Origin of the sequence: Flavobacterium aestivum, assembly GCF_026870175.2 — a bacterium.
GTDB lineage: Bacteria > Bacteroidota > Bacteroidia > Flavobacteriales > Flavobacteriaceae > Flavobacterium > Flavobacterium aestivum.
Genome location: NZ_CP113977.2, coordinates 1,107,045 through 1,123,294 on the forward strand (window position 1 = coordinate 1,107,045; position 16,250 = coordinate 1,123,294).

Sequence of the window (16,250 nt, forward strand, 5' to 3'; positions counted from 1 at the left end):
TACTTACATAAAAAATTAAGTAACAATACCGGAAACTAACGCCCCCACACCATATTCCTGCTTTTTGTCTGTAAGACCATAACAGTGTAATCGTAGTTCTGACTGGGGATCAGGATTTCGAGTATCTTGTATCATTGGTTTATAAAGTACTTTTACCGCTTCGATGTGATGTACAATATTTGGTGCATAATAAAATAAAGAACCATTTCTATGTGTTGCTTGAGAAACAGCACCTTGAGAAACAGGAGCATCAGCTGCAGTAAATTTTACAGAGCTATTATTTTCAAAGAATTTTAGTTTAAAAAATCTTTTTAACTCTCCCGTATTAGAGTCAATTTCAATATCACGAATGTTATTAGTATTACCTCTATCTTCAATAAGATCTTGTCTGTGTTCAGCGCAAAGAATCATAAATGCTTGAGCCCAATCTGTAAGATTCAAACCTTCAAGTACGCTGTAATATTTAATCATATCAGAATACTTCAATTTTTTTCTACCAGTACCATCATCTTCTCCAGTTGTCCTTAAAATTGGAGTTCCTGAAGTATTCGCTTTTGGAGCAATTTTTCTCAACGCATAATCTCGGACACCCATTCTAAAGGCTTCATTATGCAATCTTCTTAATTCACTTTCTTTATCAAAAGCTAAAGCTCGCATTGATTTATCAGATACTACAGTTAAGTCTGTATCTAATTTATCCCACTCAACCAAACCCTTTTTATTAGGGATTTCAACTGGTTCAAAAGCAGTACTCTTGTTAACATGAAATTTTATTTCATTAATCAACTTATTGAACTTAATACCATCTTTATCAATTGCATCCTCTGAAGGCGCTTTGAAAGTTCCTATAAAGTCATCCTTATAGTTTCTAAATTCTTCTAAAAGCTGAGGCTCTACAAATTGCTCAAGCCATAATCCGTCAACTAATTCTGCCATTATTTTTTATATTTTGCGTTAAACAATTCTTTGAATTTTTCTGGTTCTTTTCCGGCCATAGCTTCTAAGGCTTTTGGATCTTCTTTTTGCCATTTGTCAAAATCCCATTCCTCACGACCTAAAACTGCATCCGTTTTACCATGTGATTGTATTTGTGAATAGATAGGATTGCGTGCCGGAATAGCACCAAGAACAGTGTTTAAAACTTCAATTCCTGAAGCTTCAGCAATACTTTCATAAGTAGCCACTTGGTCTTGAGTAATTTTACCCGCTTTTTTAGCTGCTTCAACAACAGCCGTAATAGCTGCTTTGGCTTTGGCTTTTAATGATTCTTCGGCAGTTTCACGCTTTTTAATTTCGGCATCTAGCTTACCTTGAAGCTCTGACTTTTCAGCAGCAAACTTTGCATTAACAGCATCAATAATCGCTGTATCCGAACTTTGCTCATTTACACCAGTTAAGGCTAGAGCTTCAATAATTGGTTTTTTCATAGTATGATCTAAATTTATTTTTGATTCGTTTTTAGGAGTCAGTAAAGCCGTGAATTGGTAATACATTCCTTGTACACCTAATTCTTGTGGGTTTAAATTAGCGATTATAGTATCGCTTTCGGGTTCTATGATTTCAGAAATCAAACCTTCCTTCAGCGCCTGTTCTGCATCAAACCAGTTGTCCCCAACCATCCATTTAGCGACATAACTTTCAGGCTTTCCTGTACTATTAACTAAAAGAGTTTTAAAGTTTTTTTCTATTGAGCGTAATAGTTTAGCGGTATTCTCGTGGTCGGTTGCTGTTCCATCGGTACCACCTGATGGGGCGTGAATCATCAAATATCCATTTCTTACCATACGAGGTTTATTTTTGCGGGACTGACTGATTATTGCACCCATCGATGCAGCTATACCAATGATTTGTATATCAATGTTTTTTTTACTGTTTTGGATAGTGTTAAAGATTAGATTTCCGTCAAACACAGAACCTCCATAGGTGTGAATCTTTACAGTAATATCACTGTATTGACTTTCCATTTGTGTGAATATCGAAACGAACTCCATTCCGTTTCCTTCCCAAATTTGACCGTATGCGGCTATCGTGTTTTGCTGTACTTGAAAAATCATTTTTAAAACTTTGAAGCAAAGATGTGATGATAAAATAGGGTATGAAAAATTGTTCGCAAGGGTTGCAACAATTTTAGTTTGCACCTTGATTTATAAGGATTTTTGCATTTAAATCACTATAAAAACATGTCAAATTTGCTCACAAATCAGGCAAAAAAAGTAATGGCCGAAAGGATGTTTGTCGAAGACGGAATGACAGCAAAAGCTATTGCCGAACAGCTAGACGTATCCGAACAAACACTGTCAAAATGGAGAAAAGACGGACGTTGGGAAGACAAGCGTGCCGAAATGTTGGCATCTCCTCATAAGATTCGCGAAATATTGATTAAGGAATTAAAAACCGTTGCTACTGGTGGAGTATCGCTTATCGATGCCGATGCACTCGCTAAGATTAATAAGGTAATCGAAACACTATCAAGTAGCACAAGTACACAAATTGTCTTTTCAGTTTTCAAAGAATTCGATAACTGGATGGCAGACCAAGACCCCAAAACAGCCGTCTTATTTACGGAATATCACAAACAGTTCATTTTGTTTAAAATAAATCAGGAAGGCTAATGGCAATGAGTCCAAAATGGGAAAAACTTATAAAGGAGTATGATGCACATTGTGTAAGAATTAAGAAAGCTACAACAATTGATATCAATGAAAAGCCTATTGATAAACTCAACCGTATCAAAAGACTTGAAAGTGATTATATAAAATGGTTTGAATATTACTTTCCGAACTATGCCAAAAGTCCTTGTGCGCCTTATCACGTGGATTTAGCGACCATAATTATTAATAATAAAATATGTAGTGTCCTTGGAGAGATTTACAGATCAGGTGCAAAAAGTGTGCATTTAGGTATGGGAATCCCTTTGTTTTTATACTTCACAAAAGATTTGTTTTATATGCTTTTGATTGGTCAAACCGACCCAAAAGCAAAAAAATTGATTGGTAAAATACAGGCACAATTAAAATCGAATACCCGATTAATAAACGATTACGGTAAACGATTTAATTATGGAGACTGGACAAATGGAGATTTTACAACGACTGATGGTGTAAAATTCAAAGCAATGAGTATCGGTCAGTCACCCCGTGGAGAAAGCGAGGAGGAAAACCGTCCCGATTATATCTTAATGGATGATGCTGATACTCGAAAAAGAGTAAAGAATGATAAGCTTTCACGTGAAGCTTACGAATGGGCTTGGGAGGATTTAAGAGGTTGTTTTGACGAAGGAGGTTTGAGACAACGCTTTATTGTTGCTAATAACAACTTTCACAAAAACTGTATTATCAATTTATTGAAAAAAGAGTTTGAAAAAATCAATGAAAAGGCTTTAAAGGCAAAACGAAAAATAAAGCACTTTATCGTTACTGCCAAAGCCGTCAAAGATTTACACACATTCGAACCTACATGGCCAGAAAAAACAAACGCCCAATATTGGAGGGATAAATATGAAGAAACGCCTTATCGTTCCTTTATGCGTGAATACATGCACGTACACATACAAGATGGCGAAATGTTTAAACCCGAACAAATCCAATGGAAAACTAGGTTAGAATGGAGCAAATATGAAGGAATGTGTTTCTATGGCGATTTAAGTTATAAGGATGCAGGAGATTATAAGGCAATGATTCTAGTGGGTAAAATTGGACGTGAATTTCACGTTTTAGCCGCTTACGTTCGAAAAACATCAAGAATGAATGTTGCTAAATGGCTGTATGATTTTGTACAACAAAATGATTTCTTAAAATACAATTGCCGCTACCGAATTGAGGGTTTGTTTGCTCAAGATGAGTTTGTGAATGATTTTGATATTGAAGGTGATGAGCGTGGTTGGTACATTCCAGTTGTAGCAGACAAGAAAAGTAAGGACGGCAAATTCGACCGTATTGAAAGTATGATGGGCTATTTTGAACGTGCTAATATTTGGTTTAATGATGAATGCAAAGAATCGATTGACTTTGATATGTTGCTAGAACAACTATATGCTTTCGAAAAAGGAAGCGGCGCAAATGATGATGGTCCCGATGCGTTACAATCTGCAATAGTAGAAGTAAATCAAATCACATTCGTAACCAAATTTGAGCCTAAAGCCACATCTCGTAAAGAAATAATAAAAAATAACAAAAACAGATTCTAATGAGCCGATTTTTAAAAGATACCGACTACGCTGTATTGATTCGAAATGAAATCAAAAACATTTTGCTAGAAAATTACACTGAAACCAAGCTGTTGAGTGCAGAAGAAATGGCAATAGCTCAAATCAAGAACTATTTAGCCGGGCGTTATGATGTGGCTGCCATATTTACAACTTTAGCTGATGGAGCTACCACTGATATCCGGAACGCTTATATCGTAATGATTACTATTGATTGTGCCTTGTATCATTTGTATTGTTCCATCGCTCCCAATAAGATTCCAGAACACCGTTCCAACCGATACCAAGACGTAATGGAATGGCTCAAATTAATAGCCGAAGGAAAAGGCTATGCTGACCTGCCATTAATCAAAGACGAAAGCACGGGAGAAGCAAAGGACAGCTTTCGATTAAGCAGCAAAAACACATTCACGAATAACAAGTGGTAGTGTTTGCGATTTAAAACACGTTTAAACTCAATTCTAAGGCGCAATTTTATAATTTATGAGAAAGAATACAAACAGAATACTTAACAACCGTAATAAGGGCGGTTTTTCGCCTGTAGCGAAAACAGATACTTTGCCTTTGAAATCAGGCAAACGAAATGCTGATGCCATCATTATGCAAATTGCCAAATCATACAAAGACCGCTCTAGAAAAGAAATTCAATCATGGCGTTTGGCACTAACCGCTATTGAACATATTGAAACACCACGGTACAATCGCTATTTTGATTTAGTTGATGATTTGAAAACGGACGGAACACTTTTAAAAAATGTTATCCTTAGAAAGACAGCAACTTTAAGTGTTGGATTTCAAATAAGAAATGAAAAAACAGGTGATATAAATGAAGAAGCAACCAAATTACTTAATCAAAAATGGTTCTATCGCTATTTAAATCTTGAATTAGATGCTATACTTTTTGGAACTAAATTAATTGAGTTTTCAGAGTTTAACGATAAGAAAATTAAATTTTCTGTTCTACCTTCAAGAAACTTAGTACCTAGTCAAAAAAGAATTTATCCTGATTTATCAAAAGATAAAATTTTTATAGAATATGATTCTGATCAAAATAAGCCGTGGATAATTGAACTTAATCAAGACGACCCTTTAGGACTTATTAATAATATTATTCCAAACTTAATTTGGAAACGAAATGTAGCACAGTCATGGGCTGAGTTTTGCGAAAAGTTTGGAATGCCGATGATTTCAGCAACTACCAATAATAGCAATTCTACGCACATCGATAATGTCGAAAAGCAATTATTGGCATTAGCTGAAGCTTCAGTAGGTGTTTTCCCTGAAGGAACTACTATCAAGTTTGACGAAGCTAATAGAACCGATGCTTACAATGTGTATTCAAAATTTATTGAATACAATACTACTGAAATTTCAGGTGTGTTAGTGGGTTCTAATACGATAGGAAGCAATGAAGCCAATCGATCTAATACCGAAGTTCACGAACGCTCTTTAGATTTCAAAATTAGTCAATCCGATAGGAAAAATATAGGCTTTAATATCAATGATGAATTATTGCCTTTGTTACAAATTCAAGGCTACAGCTACATTTCTGATGATGATATTTTTGAATGGATAGAATCGAAAGAAGAAATAGATCTAACTAAGTTTTGGGAAATCGTAAAAGGCATTATGGAAGAATTTGACGTAGACGAAGAGTGGGTTTCTAAAACATTTAACGTACCGATAACTGGCAAAAAACAAACTCAATCAAATAACCAAATTGTAGCATCAGCACCGATAATGGAGGCTATTTTAAAACTTATAAAAAATGAAGCAATTCAAAATCCCGAGCAAAAAGATAACCATTCAGGCGATAAACCATGGAAAAGAGATTACTTATCATAAGTGCTGCGGTTCCATCGCTCCTGTAGTTGAAGCAAGCACCAAAATACTAGACGATTTAACTAATAAATTACTTACTGCTGTATGGAACAAAGAGGAAACAATAGGCACACAGGGACAGTTAATAGTTGCTGAAGCTTTGCAATTAGTTGACGGTTTAAAATCGGGTTATGGCACAATTTCAGGGTTTAATACGCCCGATAGTTTGGCTTATCAGCTGATGGAATATAACCTTTTTGAATTTTCGGAATCGAAGACGGAGGCACGTTTGGCCGCCATGACTGATTTACTATTAGACCAGGATAAAAACGAAATTAGATCAGAAGCCGATTTTAAGAAACTGGCTAATGAACGTGTAGCTAATTTGAATCAAAACTATCTAACCACTGAATATAATCTTTCGGTGGCCGTGGGTCAAAATTCGGCAGCATATCACCGTTTTTTAGCCGAAAAGGACACGGTTACTTCTTATGTTCAATATCAAACTGCAGGAGATTCAAAAGTAAGAAATGAACACGCCAAACTGGATGGTAAAATATTCAACTTAAGCGACCGTGAAGCTATGAAGTTATTTCCTCCAAATGGTCACGGGTGTCGCTGCGAGTTTACACAATATAACCAAACTCCGAAATCAGGTGAAGTAATGAGCGGTAAAGTCGCTCAGGAAATGCTTAACGCTGACAATGCAAACTGGTCAAAAAGTCAATTCAATATCAATCGAGGTGACCTGAAAGAAGTATTTACCAAATCACAGTTTTACAGCGATATCAAAGGACTGCCGAAAAAGTTAAACGATATGACTTTAGATAAGTATGATCTAAAAAAATGGGATTCGTTTAAATTCGATTTAAACCCTATTTCACTAGACGAAAGCATTACTGCAGACAATGTAAAAGAATTGTTTAAAAAGGACAAATCAGGAGCTTTTATGGGGTTCAAAGACTACTATGGCCGTAAGATGGTGTTAACTGAAAAGAACTTCGATTTTCACACCAAAGGAAAGTATGTGAAACCAATTGAAAACAGACATCAGATATTCCCGCATATCAAAGAAATATTGAATAGTCCGGATGAAGTTTGGTATAATAACCCCGATAAATTAGAAGGGAAATTCCAGTCTCGTTATATCAAGTTCTATCAAGATACTATGGTTATAGTAGATTGTAAATTGAATAACAATGGGCTTGAAGTATTGACTTGGTATCAGGCAAAAAAAGAAGACCTAAACTTACGCAAAGGTCTTCTTGTTAGGAATAAAGCTATTTAACACCCCCAATTTAATGGTTCCTTACTGCTGTGCTATTCCTCTTCAGTGAGCGATATCGTGAAAGGCGTCTTTAATAACTTGATTACAAAGATATAAAAAATAACAATATGGGCAAAAAATCAAAATTAGAGTTGATTATGGAGCTTGGTGATAAAATGTTTAACAACAAATTATCTCAAGTACAGGCGAAGTTATCGCATGCAACCGATAAGATGGAAGAAAAACTGCAAAGCTTTAATATGAAACAAATCAAAGTATTTTCTAATATTGGTGAAGCATTTGACCCTATTAAAATAAACCAAATGACGGATTTATTTAATAGCGTATCCGAACAGTTGGACTTCACAAATGACATTAGCAATACGCAAACTGCTTTACAGCAAATGGATGTTTCTAATGTAGACGAAATGAGTGCCAAAATTCATAAAATAAGCAAGCTTTTCAACGAAGACAGCATCGAAATTGCAAAAGCAGCCAATGCTATGACTAAACAAATTGGAGGCAGTTTTGAAAGCAATTTAGCATTATTACAGGCGGGTTACGAAAAAGGAGCAAACCTAAACGGCGATATGCTTGACCAGTTCAAAGAATATGGGCCACAAGTACGTGAACTTGGTTTGGATGCCTCTCAAATGCTGGCCATTATGACCAACGCAGGTAAGCAGGGTATTTTCTCCGACAAAGCAATCGACTCCATTAAGGAGGCGAATTTGAGTTTAAAAGAAATGGGACCCAATCAACTAGCTGCTTTAAAAGGAATAGGGTTAGGTGTAAAAGATTTGGTTGGAAAGACTTCTTTTGAAGCCGTACAATTGATTTCAAAATCAATGGAAGGAGCAACTGCACAAGCCAAGCAACTCGCATTGACTGATATCTTTAAAGGTGCAGGTGAGGATGCAGGTATGAGTTTTATTTTAGGTCTTGGAACTATGGAACTCGACCCTAATAAATTAAAGTCGTTTAAATCTGCTGATGCCGATTTTAAAACTTGGGTGGCAGAAATACAGACCTCTATTGCGGAAAGCGTAGGCGGTTGGATGCCTTTAATACAAGCGTTAGGTATGGGCGGAATGGCAATATCGGGAATTATAAGCTTAGGAACTGAATTATTTCCAATGCTTGGTAAGGTAGCCAAATCACTTAAACTTGTAGAAGGCGCTCAATGGTTGTGGAATATCGCAATGAGTATGAATCCAATAGGGTTAATAGTTATAGGAATCGCGACATTAATTGGAATTATTGTTCTTGCTATTGCAAAATGGGATGAATGGGGCGCATCGTTAATGCTGTTTTTAGGACCAATAGGTCTAGTTGTTAGTGCCTTTAAATCACTTTATGACCATTGGGAAAGCATTAAATCGGCATTCCAAACCGATGGCATTGTAGGAGGTTTAAAACGAATAGGAGTTGTTTTGCTAGATGCTTTGCTCAAGCCATTACAACAAATACTGGAGTTAGCCGCTAAAATTGACCCAACAGGATTGGCTCAAAAAGGACTGGATAAAATCAAACAGTTTAGAGAATCAAACAATTTGATTACGTCTGGAGAAAAAGACCCCAAGCTATCTCCTAAATCAAATTCACCTGCAGATAACGCTCCTATAAGTCCGTTGCTTAAAGCTCCTGTTATCGACGGTAAGCTAGCTCCAGACGATAAGAAGAAAAAGCAAGGTGAAAACGTGAACCGAGTGGCTGGGTCTGCCAATCAAATTCGAAAAATCGACATTCGTATTGACTCATTTAACAAAGGCGGTATCAATGTAGCTGAAAGTGCTTATGCAGGAATGACTAAAGATGATGTCGAAGCATGGTTTAAAGAAATGATGCGTCGTGTGATTGTTAATGCTGAAACAGCTTAGTATGCAAGACTTTTTAATAAAACTGGATAGACTTTCCAAACTGTATCGAAAGTTTCCTGAAATGGCCGCTATTGAAGCGGTCAATTTCAGTAAGGAGCGCTTTGTTCGTAAAAATTGGGTGGACAGAACCGTAACGGCTTGGCCTGCGAGAAAACCGTCACCAGAATGGCATAGTGAAGCGCAAAAAAAAGCAGCTGCTAGAGGTTCGTTAATGGTAAAGTCCGGGCGTTTGAAACGTTCTATTCGTAAGATAAAAGTAACCCGTAACAGTGTAACTATTGGTACAGATGTTCCCTACGCAGAGGCGCACAATGAAGGTGCAGAAATTAATACCGCTGTAAATATAAAATCACATAGCCGAAAGCGAAAAGGAAGGGAGAGCACTGTGAAAGCACATCGAAGAAAACGCAAAATAAAACTACCGGAAAGGCGGTTTATTGGCGAGTCTGCCGTTTTATTGCGTAGAGTGGAGCGATTGGTACAAAAGGAAATAAACGAGATTTTAAAATAATTTAAACGAGGTTTAAACTATGAACATATTTTATAAAAAAGCAATAGAAGCTTTTGGAAAGGTCGAAAACAAAGAAAAGTTTAGCAAACAAAACATTAATCCAGTTCAGTATATTGATTTGTATGCTGGACAGGAACAGTTCGAAGAAAATTTTGAATTGTTCGCTCAAAATGCCTTATTGATTGATTGGGATGTTGATCATAAAAGCTCCCCGCCAATGGCAACGATAACGCTTTATTGTTGCTACGAGCAATTGCGTGACACTTCGAATATTTCATTGAATCGTGACCTTGGTTTGAAGTTTCTTGACTATGTGGCAACCATTGACGGAGTGGTCAGAACCATCGAGAGTGAAACAACGGGAAAACTCGAGCTTGTTTCGGAGGGATTCCATAAAATGGACAGCATTGTGGATATTTATTTACTGACTTTTGAGTGTAGTTATTCGGGCAGAAAAAACCCGCTTGACAAATACCAAGCGGGTGATTATGATACACTAGATTTAAAAGGAAAACTTATTATTGATTTTGATTAGGATAAAACCAAAGAAAAATCAGGGTCATCTGAAAGGCAATCCCAAGTTACATTTAGGTCGGAATCTGCGTTTATCGTTTCAACCACAATATGTGTGATAGGGAATTGTTCTTTAGAAATTATTTTAGATTCTATTTTCAGGGCTTTTGGCAAATGAAACAACTTGTTTAATAAACTAACCTTAGTTGTGTCCAAGTCTGTAAATTCTAACTTAACATAAAAATCATCTCCTTTTACAATTCCTATTGTAATGTATCCTGAAAACTCATGTTCGGTTTCAATAATTATAGTATCTAAAGTTCTTTCAATTGAAATTATAACATCTTTCATTAATTCGTATTTGTTTGATTAATTTTTAAAGCTTCTTTTGTAGTATTAAAATCCTTTATAAATTCGGCTGTATTGTCGTTGTATTTGGTGTTTGATATTACAATAGAAGCTTTACCTTCTTTGTTAACCGTAAATAAGGCGTAATCTTGTTTATAATGTTTTGTAGCTTTATTAATTGGCATTTCGTTAACTGAATAGTTAGTGTCGTACATGTAAATAAAAAGCGTTGCTACATCTTTAAAATCGCCATTTATTTCGATTGATTTAACCACTTCTAACCCATAAGCTGTAAACGTATTGTATTTTACTTTTAGCGGTAATCTGTGGGTTGGATTGGTGTAAATTTCATACTGAAACCCTGAACCACTTGGAGCGTTTTGTTTTGGGTTCATTTTCAAGTTATCCGTTACCAATTTTCTAATGTTATTCAATGTTACATTTAGCTCGTAATAGGTGTTTTGCAATGGCAAATAATCATTGTAAAATGGTAGTTTCTGTGGAAAATCGACACTTATTGGCTGGCGCACATCATAATCCCAATCAGGACGATTTTGAGCCATTAAAAGCGTTGGAATGAGTAGTAAAGTAAAGAGTAGTTTTTTCATTAGTTGTAAAATTTATATTCATTACCATATTTTAGAATGTTTGAAGGTGTAGCTTCAGTAGGCAAGCTTTCAATTACTAAGGTGTCACCAATCATTTTATTTGCAACAGAATACCCATTATCATCATTTAACAAAGTTTCCTTTCCGTTTTTGTCTACAATTTTAATTGTGTTATTTACTATTTCAACGGTAAACCCTCCGTCGGTTTTATTGACACTAATCACTTTGTCTATAGCCTCTTTGTTAAGGTTATAACTTGTTTCTATACATTTTGTGTACGTCTTTCCTGAATTATTGCATGACAAAAAAAGCGTCGTTACTGATATTGCTAGTATTTTTTTCATTTTTGTAGTTTAAAGTTTATCAAATATAAAAAATAATATTGCTATTACGAAAACGGAAGCAATTGTAAAACCAAAAAGCAATCCTTTTGCGAAGGATTGCTTTTTTTCTGCTTTTATTAATAATTCTAAATGTTGGTTCATTTTGCAAATTTATTTAAAGATTTACTCGAATTATTACGGTTTTCCGCATTGTTTAAACAGCATTTAAATTAATATTCGTCATTGAATCTTTTTTGATTTAGCCAAGTAACCATATGTGCCTTTGCTTGACCTGTTTTCTTTAAATCTTCGTTATAATGTTTTAATGCTGTAAAGCATTTTACTTTACTAACTAAATCCAGTTTTTCAAAGGCTTTTTGCGATAGCTCTTTTTTTCTTTTAAGATCATATTTGTCCCAAAACGTTTCAAAAGAATAATCTTCCAGTTTAAGTTCTATAGTTACTATTTTTTTAAACTTTGCCCATTGTTCTATCATTGCTACATTTTCAGGAAAGGTCTGTTTTCGGAGCAAATTGATAAAGCTTGAGCCTTTCAAATTGATAAAACAGTGTAAAATTTCATCCGATTTACGGTATTGAAATATCCATCTCTCTTTAGTTTCAATGAAGGTAACTTCGTAAGTGATGTAGTCTTCCATATTCTTCTATTTTAGTCAATACTTAATTGGTTTGGTGTGAGCGAAATTCTTTGAAATTTCGATAGCTTCTTTTTTTAATCGTGCATCGTATTCGAATATCGTTTCCATTTTTCGGAGTGCTTTTTTTGGCATCTTTTTAGTATGCATTATGCTAATTTTTGGTTTAAATCATTAATAACACTTTGAATTGAGTGGTATGCAAGTTCATATTTTGACACATATTCGATTTTATGTAACAAGTATTGCTCTAAAAAATGCCCTTCATAATATTCAAGAGATAATTTGAATTTATCTTTTACACCTATTTTATTAATGGTTTTTTTTAAAAGCTTCTTATGTAAATTAAATAAGATATTATATGATATTCTTGAAACTCTTTCTGATGAAATTGGGGTTTCCATTTCGGCGAAACAATCATTTAAATATGTTAATTGGGTGAAGGAAATTTTAATTTCAATGTTCATTTTACAAAGGTTTTGATATTTGTAAGACTACATATTCAGGGTCTAAACCCAAAACATCTTTAATGATATAATCTACCCGTCTTTTAATTTGACCACCGGTATATTTTTCCTTTTTTGGGTCAAATTCATTGAGTATTAGAAGGTCATTTTCTTGATAATTCCGATCATTTTTTCGGACTTCTACTTTCTTTACCCCTAATAATACATCTTTGTAAAATTGAGGGTGAATTTTTAGTTCGTGGTTCATAATTAAAAGAGTTGTAATTGTTGATTTTGTTGGTTTTGCTCCTTTTTTGACTTTAATTCTTTGAGTTCTTTTCGGGCATTTATACCTAAGTAAGTGTCGAAGGTGCGTTTACTAATGTGAAATTGTTTCTCTATATACAAATGGAATATTTCTTTAAAAAACAGCCCTTGCTTGTTGTGATACAAAGCAATTTCCTGAATTTTTAAAACTTTTGTTAAGAAATTTTCTCGATTATAAGCCATTTAATACTATCTTTGGGGCCACACAACCGCCAAGTTGAGAGGCTCTAGATAGTATTATTTAGGGCTTTTTTTATACCTAATTATCAGATGGCTTCGGGATTCCTGTGGCATGATGCCAAGCTTTAGTCCCTGTTTTTTCTGCACTATTTTCATAGTTGGCTTTCAATGCATGGAACTGTTTTGTTAAATCGTCCAACTCATCATAATCGTATGCATTAAGCGCTTTTTTATGAACAGAGGAGTTGATCATCCAATTATTGAATTTTGTCCAACTGTCAGCCTCTTTTATGCCCGTATGTGTGGCAAGCGTTAGAATAGTGCTTCGTTTGCGTTTCATAATCAACTCCATTTCTGCCGAAAGGGATTGTTCACTTTCCTTTTTTTGGGTTTCAACACGATTTTTGTTATTGAAATAGTTATTTACAGCACTATCCGAATCATTAAAAGTGTTGTAGATTCTGCTTTGTTTTTTCGGTTGTCTCATCTTAAAAAAGTTTTTGTTGAACTGGTGTGCTGTCTTTTTTATCCCAAATAACAAAGGGTTTATTTCCTCCAAAACGACTACGTGGGTGTGCTTTAAAGCTGTTTACATACACTTTGATGCAGGACATATATTCGATGTCTCGTGCAGCTTGATTCTTTGGCTTTTCATTCTTTGCCCAACTAACGATAATGAATGATTTTTTAGGAAAGCTTTTGACAAGCAATTTGTATTGTTTAGTCGATAATTCAGAATAATCCTGACTATCAATAATTACAATTCTTGCAGAAGCTCTACGTTTTAACCTCGCTAAAAGTTCGTCAAAAGTACCACCTGTCATAAACATTACTTTGCCTTTTACTTCTTCCATGTTATTACGTTGGATAGCGGTTTGTAAAGATTTTGAATGACCTTGCTCATATGAGAAATAATCTGCTTTTACTTTGAATTTTAAGCATATTTCTTTAACGAACTTAACCACAAATTCTGTTTTACCGTGTCCAGAATCGCCAGTAACCGACATTTTGAAGTTCTTTTCAATCAAGCCGAAACTGTCTAACCATTCGCCTTCAATGTCGTATGTATCGAAGGACTTTTCTAGAAACTGTGTGATTCCGATTGCTTTCATTTTTACTAGTTTTCATTTTTTCGCTCCCGCTTACGACTCGAACGTAAGCGCATGCCTTTCGGGATTGTGTATTCAATTTTTACAAGCTTGAGAAGCTCAGAGAAACATCTTTCCATCGGTTCTTATCGTCCTTGGTATAAACCCTCACATACTTCGCAGTTCCTACCACCACTAAGCAATCATTCAATTTGTCAAACTCATCCATCAAGGCTTCATCTCCTAATTCTTTAGCTTGACGGCGTGCCTTGTTTAATAATTTAGCATCATATTCGCCTTTTGAGTTTTTCATAAGAATGCTATCCAAAAGGTTATAAAAACCTTTATTTCTCGCCTCGAATTTGTCTCTAAAAATGTCCTTGATAGCATTGATGTGTACAATGGCACTGTCGTTAAAATCAAACTTGTCTTGGTTTTCGACTACTATTTTTACACGGTCATTTTTAAGTTCGAAACTCTTAGCTTCTTTAACCGCTTTGTCTTCTAGATGATACTTCAAAGCATTGAAGTTTTCGGAGTGGCTAATCGTATCATTTTTAAGTGAGAATAGAATCTTTTTTACCTCTGTAAACTTTGTTGCAACCTCGTTTAAAAAGTTTTCTTTATCAGTATCATAAGCTTTTTTACGCTGTATTTGCTGTGATTGTTCTGCGGCTTCTTTTTGTTTTGCTAATTCTCTTAATTCTGATGCTGTCATTTCAGCAATTGGTTTCGTAGTTTCCATTTTTCTTATTTTATTAATTAAAATTGTGTTCTATCAGTTCTAAAGTGTCGCCTTCTACTGGCCAGTGGGTGTCCACTTCTTTTACTCATACTTTTATTGACATTAGTTGGTTTTCTTCGAGTTCTATTAGCTTGTTTACATAATAATCTCGACTGCGTTTTTTGTGAGTAAATTCAAAATGAATTCCTTTTTCGTTTGCAAAAAGCCAATCATTTAGTTCTTTAATTTTGGTTTCAAGCCATTGTTTTGATACTTTCATTAAGTTTAATTTTTACGTTTATTAATCCAGCTATTTAACTTTTCATTCCACTTTTCGGTTGCAATATCACCTCCAAAGGCTTTTACTATTTTTCCTTTTTTGTTTTTTACAATAAGGATTCGCTGTGTTGGGTTATAAACTGTTATCATAATGGGTATAAATCATTTAACATTGAGATGGTAACTTCTTGACCTGATATTTCAGCTTCTTCAAGTGCCGTGGTAATGATATTTTTAAGACTATCGAAGTCTTTTACACGTGCTTTAAGCCAGTTGATAGCAGGTTTGTTGATTATTCCTAATTCGTTGCAAATACATTCAATGTCTTCGCTAATTGATGGATCTAAGTTTGTCCATCCAAATGACCAGCGGCGATTAGTTTGTACAAAGCCATTTTTACGACTATCTGCTGCTTTTTTTAGCATTTTTTGCACATCAATACCAATAACCACTACTGAAGCATAGCCTTGTAATTCGTCTGCAATAGTTTTAACGGTTGGAATGTTGCCTGCTTTTGAGTTCTCGAATTCGTCAATAATCAATATTGGGTTATTACCTAGATTTTTGATTTTCTCACAAGCTCTTTTGATAATTGCGCCTTTAGTTCCTGTGGTGGTTACTCCAGCTTCAGTTGCCAAATTGATAGCAAACTCTTTTGAATTTTCTATGCCTGAACACTTAACTAGGAATACATGTGCAGGATGTTTTCTTTTAAACATATCGGCCGCATAACTTTTGCCTAGTCCTGTATCACCATCAACTCCTAACCTGATTTTCTTTTCACGTGCTTTTTCAAAAGTGATAATCGATTGTTTGAAATTGAACGTATTGAAGTGTTGCCAATAGGTTTTTTCTAACTTAAAACCAATAACCAAAGCTATTGCTTCATAATATTTGTCAGCAATTTTTGCTTTACCAATAAACTCATTAGATTTTGCTATTTGGTTCACGTAGGCTTTATCAATTCCTGCTAATTTTGCCAATGCCACCTGTGTAGTGGAGTTGTCCGATAAATACACTTCAATTGCTGAGGGTATTAGGTCTAGTTTTTGAATTTGTGTTAACTTTGCCATAG

The 16,250-nt window shown here is 35.0% G+C and carries 24 protein-coding genes; 8 read left to right on the plus strand and 16 right to left on the minus strand.

The window, feature by feature from the left end:
* Positions 1–15: 15 nt before the first annotated feature.
* On the minus strand, positions 16–936 hold the full coding sequence (locus OZP08_RS04845) for a hypothetical protein (protein ID WP_268848568.1): 921 nt from the start codon (positions 934–936) through the stop codon (positions 16–18).
* Entirely contained in the window at positions 936–2,054 is a 1,119-nt protein-coding gene (locus OZP08_RS04850; RefSeq protein WP_281322890.1) for a Clp protease ClpP, read from the minus strand. Before OZP08_RS04850 ends, OZP08_RS04845 begins: the two co-directional genes overlap by 1 nt.
* 126 nt (positions 2,055–2,180) lie before the next feature.
* On the opposite strand from OZP08_RS04850, the gene OZP08_RS04855 reads away from it, so the two are divergent.
* The 8 genes from OZP08_RS04855 (at position 2,181) to OZP08_RS04890 (ending at position 10,218) form a co-directional block, all read left to right on the plus strand.
* Positions 2,181–2,612 carry a transposase gene (locus OZP08_RS04855; RefSeq protein WP_268848138.1) on the plus strand — a complete coding sequence of 144 codons (432 nt, stop codon included), beginning with the start codon at positions 2,181–2,183 and terminating at the stop codon, positions 2,610–2,612.
* A complete protein-coding gene (locus tag OZP08_RS04860; RefSeq protein WP_281322889.1) occupies positions 2,612–4,186 on the plus strand; it encodes a hypothetical protein in 1,575 nt (524 codons plus the stop codon). Before OZP08_RS04855 ends, OZP08_RS04860 begins: the two co-directional genes overlap by 1 nt.
* Positions 4,186–4,632, plus strand: coding sequence for a phage protein Gp36 family protein (locus OZP08_RS04865; RefSeq protein ID WP_268848135.1), 447 nt, complete (start codon positions 4,186–4,188; stop codon positions 4,630–4,632). The genes OZP08_RS04860 and OZP08_RS04865 overlap by 1 nt, the downstream gene beginning before the upstream one ends.
* A gap of 55 nt (positions 4,633–4,687) precedes the next feature.
* Complete coding sequence (locus OZP08_RS04870) at positions 4,688–6,049, plus strand: phage portal protein family protein (protein WP_268848134.1); 1,362 nt, start codon at positions 4,688–4,690, stop codon at positions 6,047–6,049.
* Positions 5,973–7,313, plus strand: coding sequence for a PBECR2 nuclease fold domain-containing protein (locus OZP08_RS04875; protein WP_281322888.1), 1,341 nt, complete (start codon positions 5,973–5,975; stop codon positions 7,311–7,313). Before OZP08_RS04870 ends, OZP08_RS04875 begins: the two co-directional genes overlap by 77 nt.
* Positions 7,314–7,420: 107 nt before the next feature.
* Positions 7,421–9,172: a phage tail tape measure protein gene (locus OZP08_RS04880; RefSeq protein ID WP_268848132.1), complete on the plus strand. Its 1,752-nt coding sequence runs from the start codon at positions 7,421–7,423 to the stop codon at positions 9,170–9,172.
* Position 9,173: 1 nt separating this feature from the next.
* Positions 9,174–9,683, plus strand: a complete 510-nt coding sequence (locus OZP08_RS04885; protein ID WP_281322887.1) for a phage virion morphogenesis family protein — start codon at positions 9,174–9,176, stop codon at positions 9,681–9,683.
* Between the two features lie 19 nt (positions 9,684–9,702).
* Positions 9,703–10,218, plus strand: coding sequence for a hypothetical protein (locus OZP08_RS04890; RefSeq protein ID WP_268848129.1), 516 nt, complete (start codon positions 9,703–9,705; stop codon positions 10,216–10,218).
* On the opposite strand, the gene OZP08_RS04895 is transcribed toward OZP08_RS04890, so the two are convergent.
* From OZP08_RS04895 to OZP08_RS04960, 14 genes are all read right to left on the minus strand, one after another.
* Positions 10,215–10,547, minus strand: coding sequence for a hypothetical protein (locus tag OZP08_RS04895; RefSeq protein WP_268848128.1), 333 nt, complete (start codon positions 10,545–10,547; stop codon positions 10,215–10,217). The genes OZP08_RS04890 and OZP08_RS04895 overlap by 4 nt on opposite strands.
* Positions 10,547–11,152 (minus strand): hypothetical protein, encoded by a 606-nt coding sequence (locus OZP08_RS04900; RefSeq protein WP_268848574.1) that lies wholly within the window; start codon positions 11,150–11,152, stop codon positions 10,547–10,549. Before OZP08_RS04900 ends, OZP08_RS04895 begins: the two co-directional genes overlap by 1 nt.
* The gene (locus tag OZP08_RS04905; RefSeq protein WP_268848126.1) at positions 11,152–11,496 is read right to left on the minus strand and encodes a hypothetical protein; all 345 of its coding nucleotides are present in this window, start codon (positions 11,494–11,496) and stop codon (positions 11,152–11,154) included. Before OZP08_RS04905 ends, OZP08_RS04900 begins: the two co-directional genes overlap by 1 nt.
* Positions 11,497–11,705: 209 nt before the next feature.
* Entirely contained in the window at positions 11,706–12,134 is a 429-nt protein-coding gene (locus OZP08_RS04910) for an LvrA C-terminal domain-related protein (protein ID WP_268848125.1), read from the minus strand.
* A 15-nt stretch (positions 12,135–12,149) separates the two neighbouring features.
* Positions 12,150–12,281: a hypothetical protein gene (locus OZP08_RS04915; RefSeq protein ID WP_268848124.1), complete on the minus strand. Its 132-nt coding sequence runs from the start codon at positions 12,279–12,281 to the stop codon at positions 12,150–12,152.
* Positions 12,281–12,598 carry a hypothetical protein gene (locus OZP08_RS04920; protein WP_268848123.1) on the minus strand — a complete coding sequence of 106 codons (318 nt, stop codon included), beginning with the start codon at positions 12,596–12,598 and terminating at the stop codon, positions 12,281–12,283. Before OZP08_RS04920 ends, OZP08_RS04915 begins: the two co-directional genes overlap by 1 nt.
* Before the next feature lies 1 nt (position 12,599).
* Positions 12,600–12,845 carry a DUF3850 domain-containing protein gene (locus OZP08_RS04925; RefSeq protein ID WP_268848122.1) on the minus strand — a complete coding sequence of 82 codons (246 nt, stop codon included), beginning with the start codon at positions 12,843–12,845 and terminating at the stop codon, positions 12,600–12,602.
* 2 nt (positions 12,846–12,847) lie between these two features.
* Positions 12,848–13,087, minus strand: coding sequence for a hypothetical protein (locus OZP08_RS04930; RefSeq protein WP_268848121.1), 240 nt, complete (start codon positions 13,085–13,087; stop codon positions 12,848–12,850).
* Positions 13,088–13,163: 76 nt separating this feature from the next.
* Positions 13,164–13,571 (minus strand): hypothetical protein, encoded by a 408-nt coding sequence (locus OZP08_RS04935; RefSeq protein ID WP_268848575.1) that lies wholly within the window; start codon positions 13,569–13,571, stop codon positions 13,164–13,166.
* A gap of 1 nt (position 13,572) precedes the next feature.
* Positions 13,573–14,196, minus strand: coding sequence for a hypothetical protein (locus OZP08_RS04940; RefSeq protein ID WP_268848576.1), 624 nt, complete (start codon positions 14,194–14,196; stop codon positions 13,573–13,575).
* Between the two features lie 79 nt (positions 14,197–14,275).
* A complete protein-coding gene (locus tag OZP08_RS04945) occupies positions 14,276–14,917 on the minus strand; it encodes a DUF3164 family protein (RefSeq protein ID WP_268848119.1) in 642 nt (213 codons plus the stop codon).
* An 85-nt stretch (positions 14,918–15,002) separates the two neighbouring features.
* Complete coding sequence (locus tag OZP08_RS04950; RefSeq protein ID WP_268848118.1) at positions 15,003–15,176, minus strand: hypothetical protein; 174 nt, start codon at positions 15,174–15,176, stop codon at positions 15,003–15,005.
* Positions 15,177–15,181: 5 nt separating this feature from the next.
* Positions 15,182–15,325: a hypothetical protein gene (locus OZP08_RS04955; RefSeq protein ID WP_268848117.1), complete on the minus strand. Its 144-nt coding sequence runs from the start codon at positions 15,323–15,325 to the stop codon at positions 15,182–15,184.
* A complete protein-coding gene (locus tag OZP08_RS04960; protein WP_268848577.1) occupies positions 15,322–16,248 on the minus strand; it encodes an ATP-binding protein in 927 nt (308 codons plus the stop codon). The genes OZP08_RS04955 and OZP08_RS04960 overlap by 4 nt, the downstream gene beginning before the upstream one ends.
* Between the last annotated feature and the right edge of the window lie 2 nt (positions 16,249–16,250).

Bases quoted from the DNA above. Each gene is read 5' to 3' on its own strand.
- OZP08_RS04855 (WP_268848138.1), top strand. From the start codon at position 2,181: ATGTCAAATTTGCTCACAAATCAGGCAAAAAAAGTAATGGCCGAAAGG.
- OZP08_RS04955 (WP_268848117.1), bottom strand. From the start codon at position 15,325: ATGATAACAGTTTATAACCCAACACAGCGAATCCTTATTGTAAAAAAC.
- OZP08_RS04870 (WP_268848134.1), top strand. From the start codon at position 4,688: ATGAGAAAGAATACAAACAGAATACTTAACAACCGTAATAAGGGCGGT.
- OZP08_RS04905 (WP_268848126.1), bottom strand. From the start codon at position 11,496: ATGAAAAAAATACTAGCAATATCAGTAACGACGCTTTTTTTGTCATGC.
- OZP08_RS04850 (WP_281322890.1), bottom strand. From the start codon at position 2,054: ATGATTTTTCAAGTACAGCAAAACACGATAGCCGCATACGGTCAAATT.
- OZP08_RS04935 (WP_268848575.1), bottom strand. From the start codon at position 13,571: ATGAGACAACCGAAAAAACAAAGCAGAATCTACAACACTTTTAATGAT.
- OZP08_RS04875 (WP_281322888.1), top strand. From the start codon at position 5,973: ATGAAGCAATTCAAAATCCCGAGCAAAAAGATAACCATTCAGGCGATA.
- OZP08_RS04895 (WP_268848128.1), bottom strand. From the start codon at position 10,547: ATGAAAGATGTTATAATTTCAATTGAAAGAACTTTAGATACTATAATT.
- OZP08_RS04940 (WP_268848576.1), bottom strand. From the start codon at position 14,196: ATGAAAGCAATCGGAATCACACAGTTTCTAGAAAAGTCCTTCGATACA.
- OZP08_RS04925 (WP_268848122.1), bottom strand. From the start codon at position 12,845: ATGAACCACGAACTAAAAATTCACCCTCAATTTTACAAAGATGTATTA.
- OZP08_RS04910 (WP_268848125.1), bottom strand. From the start codon at position 12,134: ATGGAAGACTACATCACTTACGAAGTTACCTTCATTGAAACTAAAGAG.
- OZP08_RS04865 (WP_268848135.1), top strand. From the start codon at position 4,186: ATGAGCCGATTTTTAAAAGATACCGACTACGCTGTATTGATTCGAAAT.
- OZP08_RS04930 (WP_268848121.1), bottom strand. From the start codon at position 13,087: ATGGCTTATAATCGAGAAAATTTCTTAACAAAAGTTTTAAAAATTCAG.
- OZP08_RS04915 (WP_268848124.1), bottom strand. From the start codon at position 12,281: ATGCATACTAAAAAGATGCCAAAAAAAGCACTCCGAAAAATGGAAACG.
- OZP08_RS04885 (WP_281322887.1), top strand. From the start codon at position 9,174: ATGCAAGACTTTTTAATAAAACTGGATAGACTTTCCAAACTGTATCGA.
- OZP08_RS04950 (WP_268848118.1), bottom strand. From the start codon at position 15,176: ATGAAAGTATCAAAACAATGGCTTGAAACCAAAATTAAAGAACTAAAT.
- OZP08_RS04845 (WP_268848568.1), bottom strand. From the start codon at position 936: ATGGCAGAATTAGTTGACGGATTATGGCTTGAGCAATTTGTAGAGCCT.
- OZP08_RS04880 (WP_268848132.1), top strand. From the start codon at position 7,421: ATGGGCAAAAAATCAAAATTAGAGTTGATTATGGAGCTTGGTGATAAA.
- OZP08_RS04860 (WP_281322889.1), top strand. From the start codon at position 2,612: ATGGCAATGAGTCCAAAATGGGAAAAACTTATAAAGGAGTATGATGCA.
- OZP08_RS04900 (WP_268848574.1), bottom strand. From the start codon at position 11,152: ATGAAAAAACTACTCTTTACTTTACTACTCATTCCAACGCTTTTAATG.
- OZP08_RS04890 (WP_268848129.1), top strand. From the start codon at position 9,703: ATGAACATATTTTATAAAAAAGCAATAGAAGCTTTTGGAAAGGTCGAA.
- OZP08_RS04945 (WP_268848119.1), bottom strand. From the start codon at position 14,917: ATGGAAACTACGAAACCAATTGCTGAAATGACAGCATCAGAATTAAGA.
- OZP08_RS04920 (WP_268848123.1), bottom strand. From the start codon at position 12,598: ATGAACATTGAAATTAAAATTTCCTTCACCCAATTAACATATTTAAAT.
- OZP08_RS04960 (WP_268848577.1), bottom strand. From the start codon at position 16,248: ATGGCAAAGTTAACACAAATTCAAAAACTAGACCTAATACCCTCAGCA.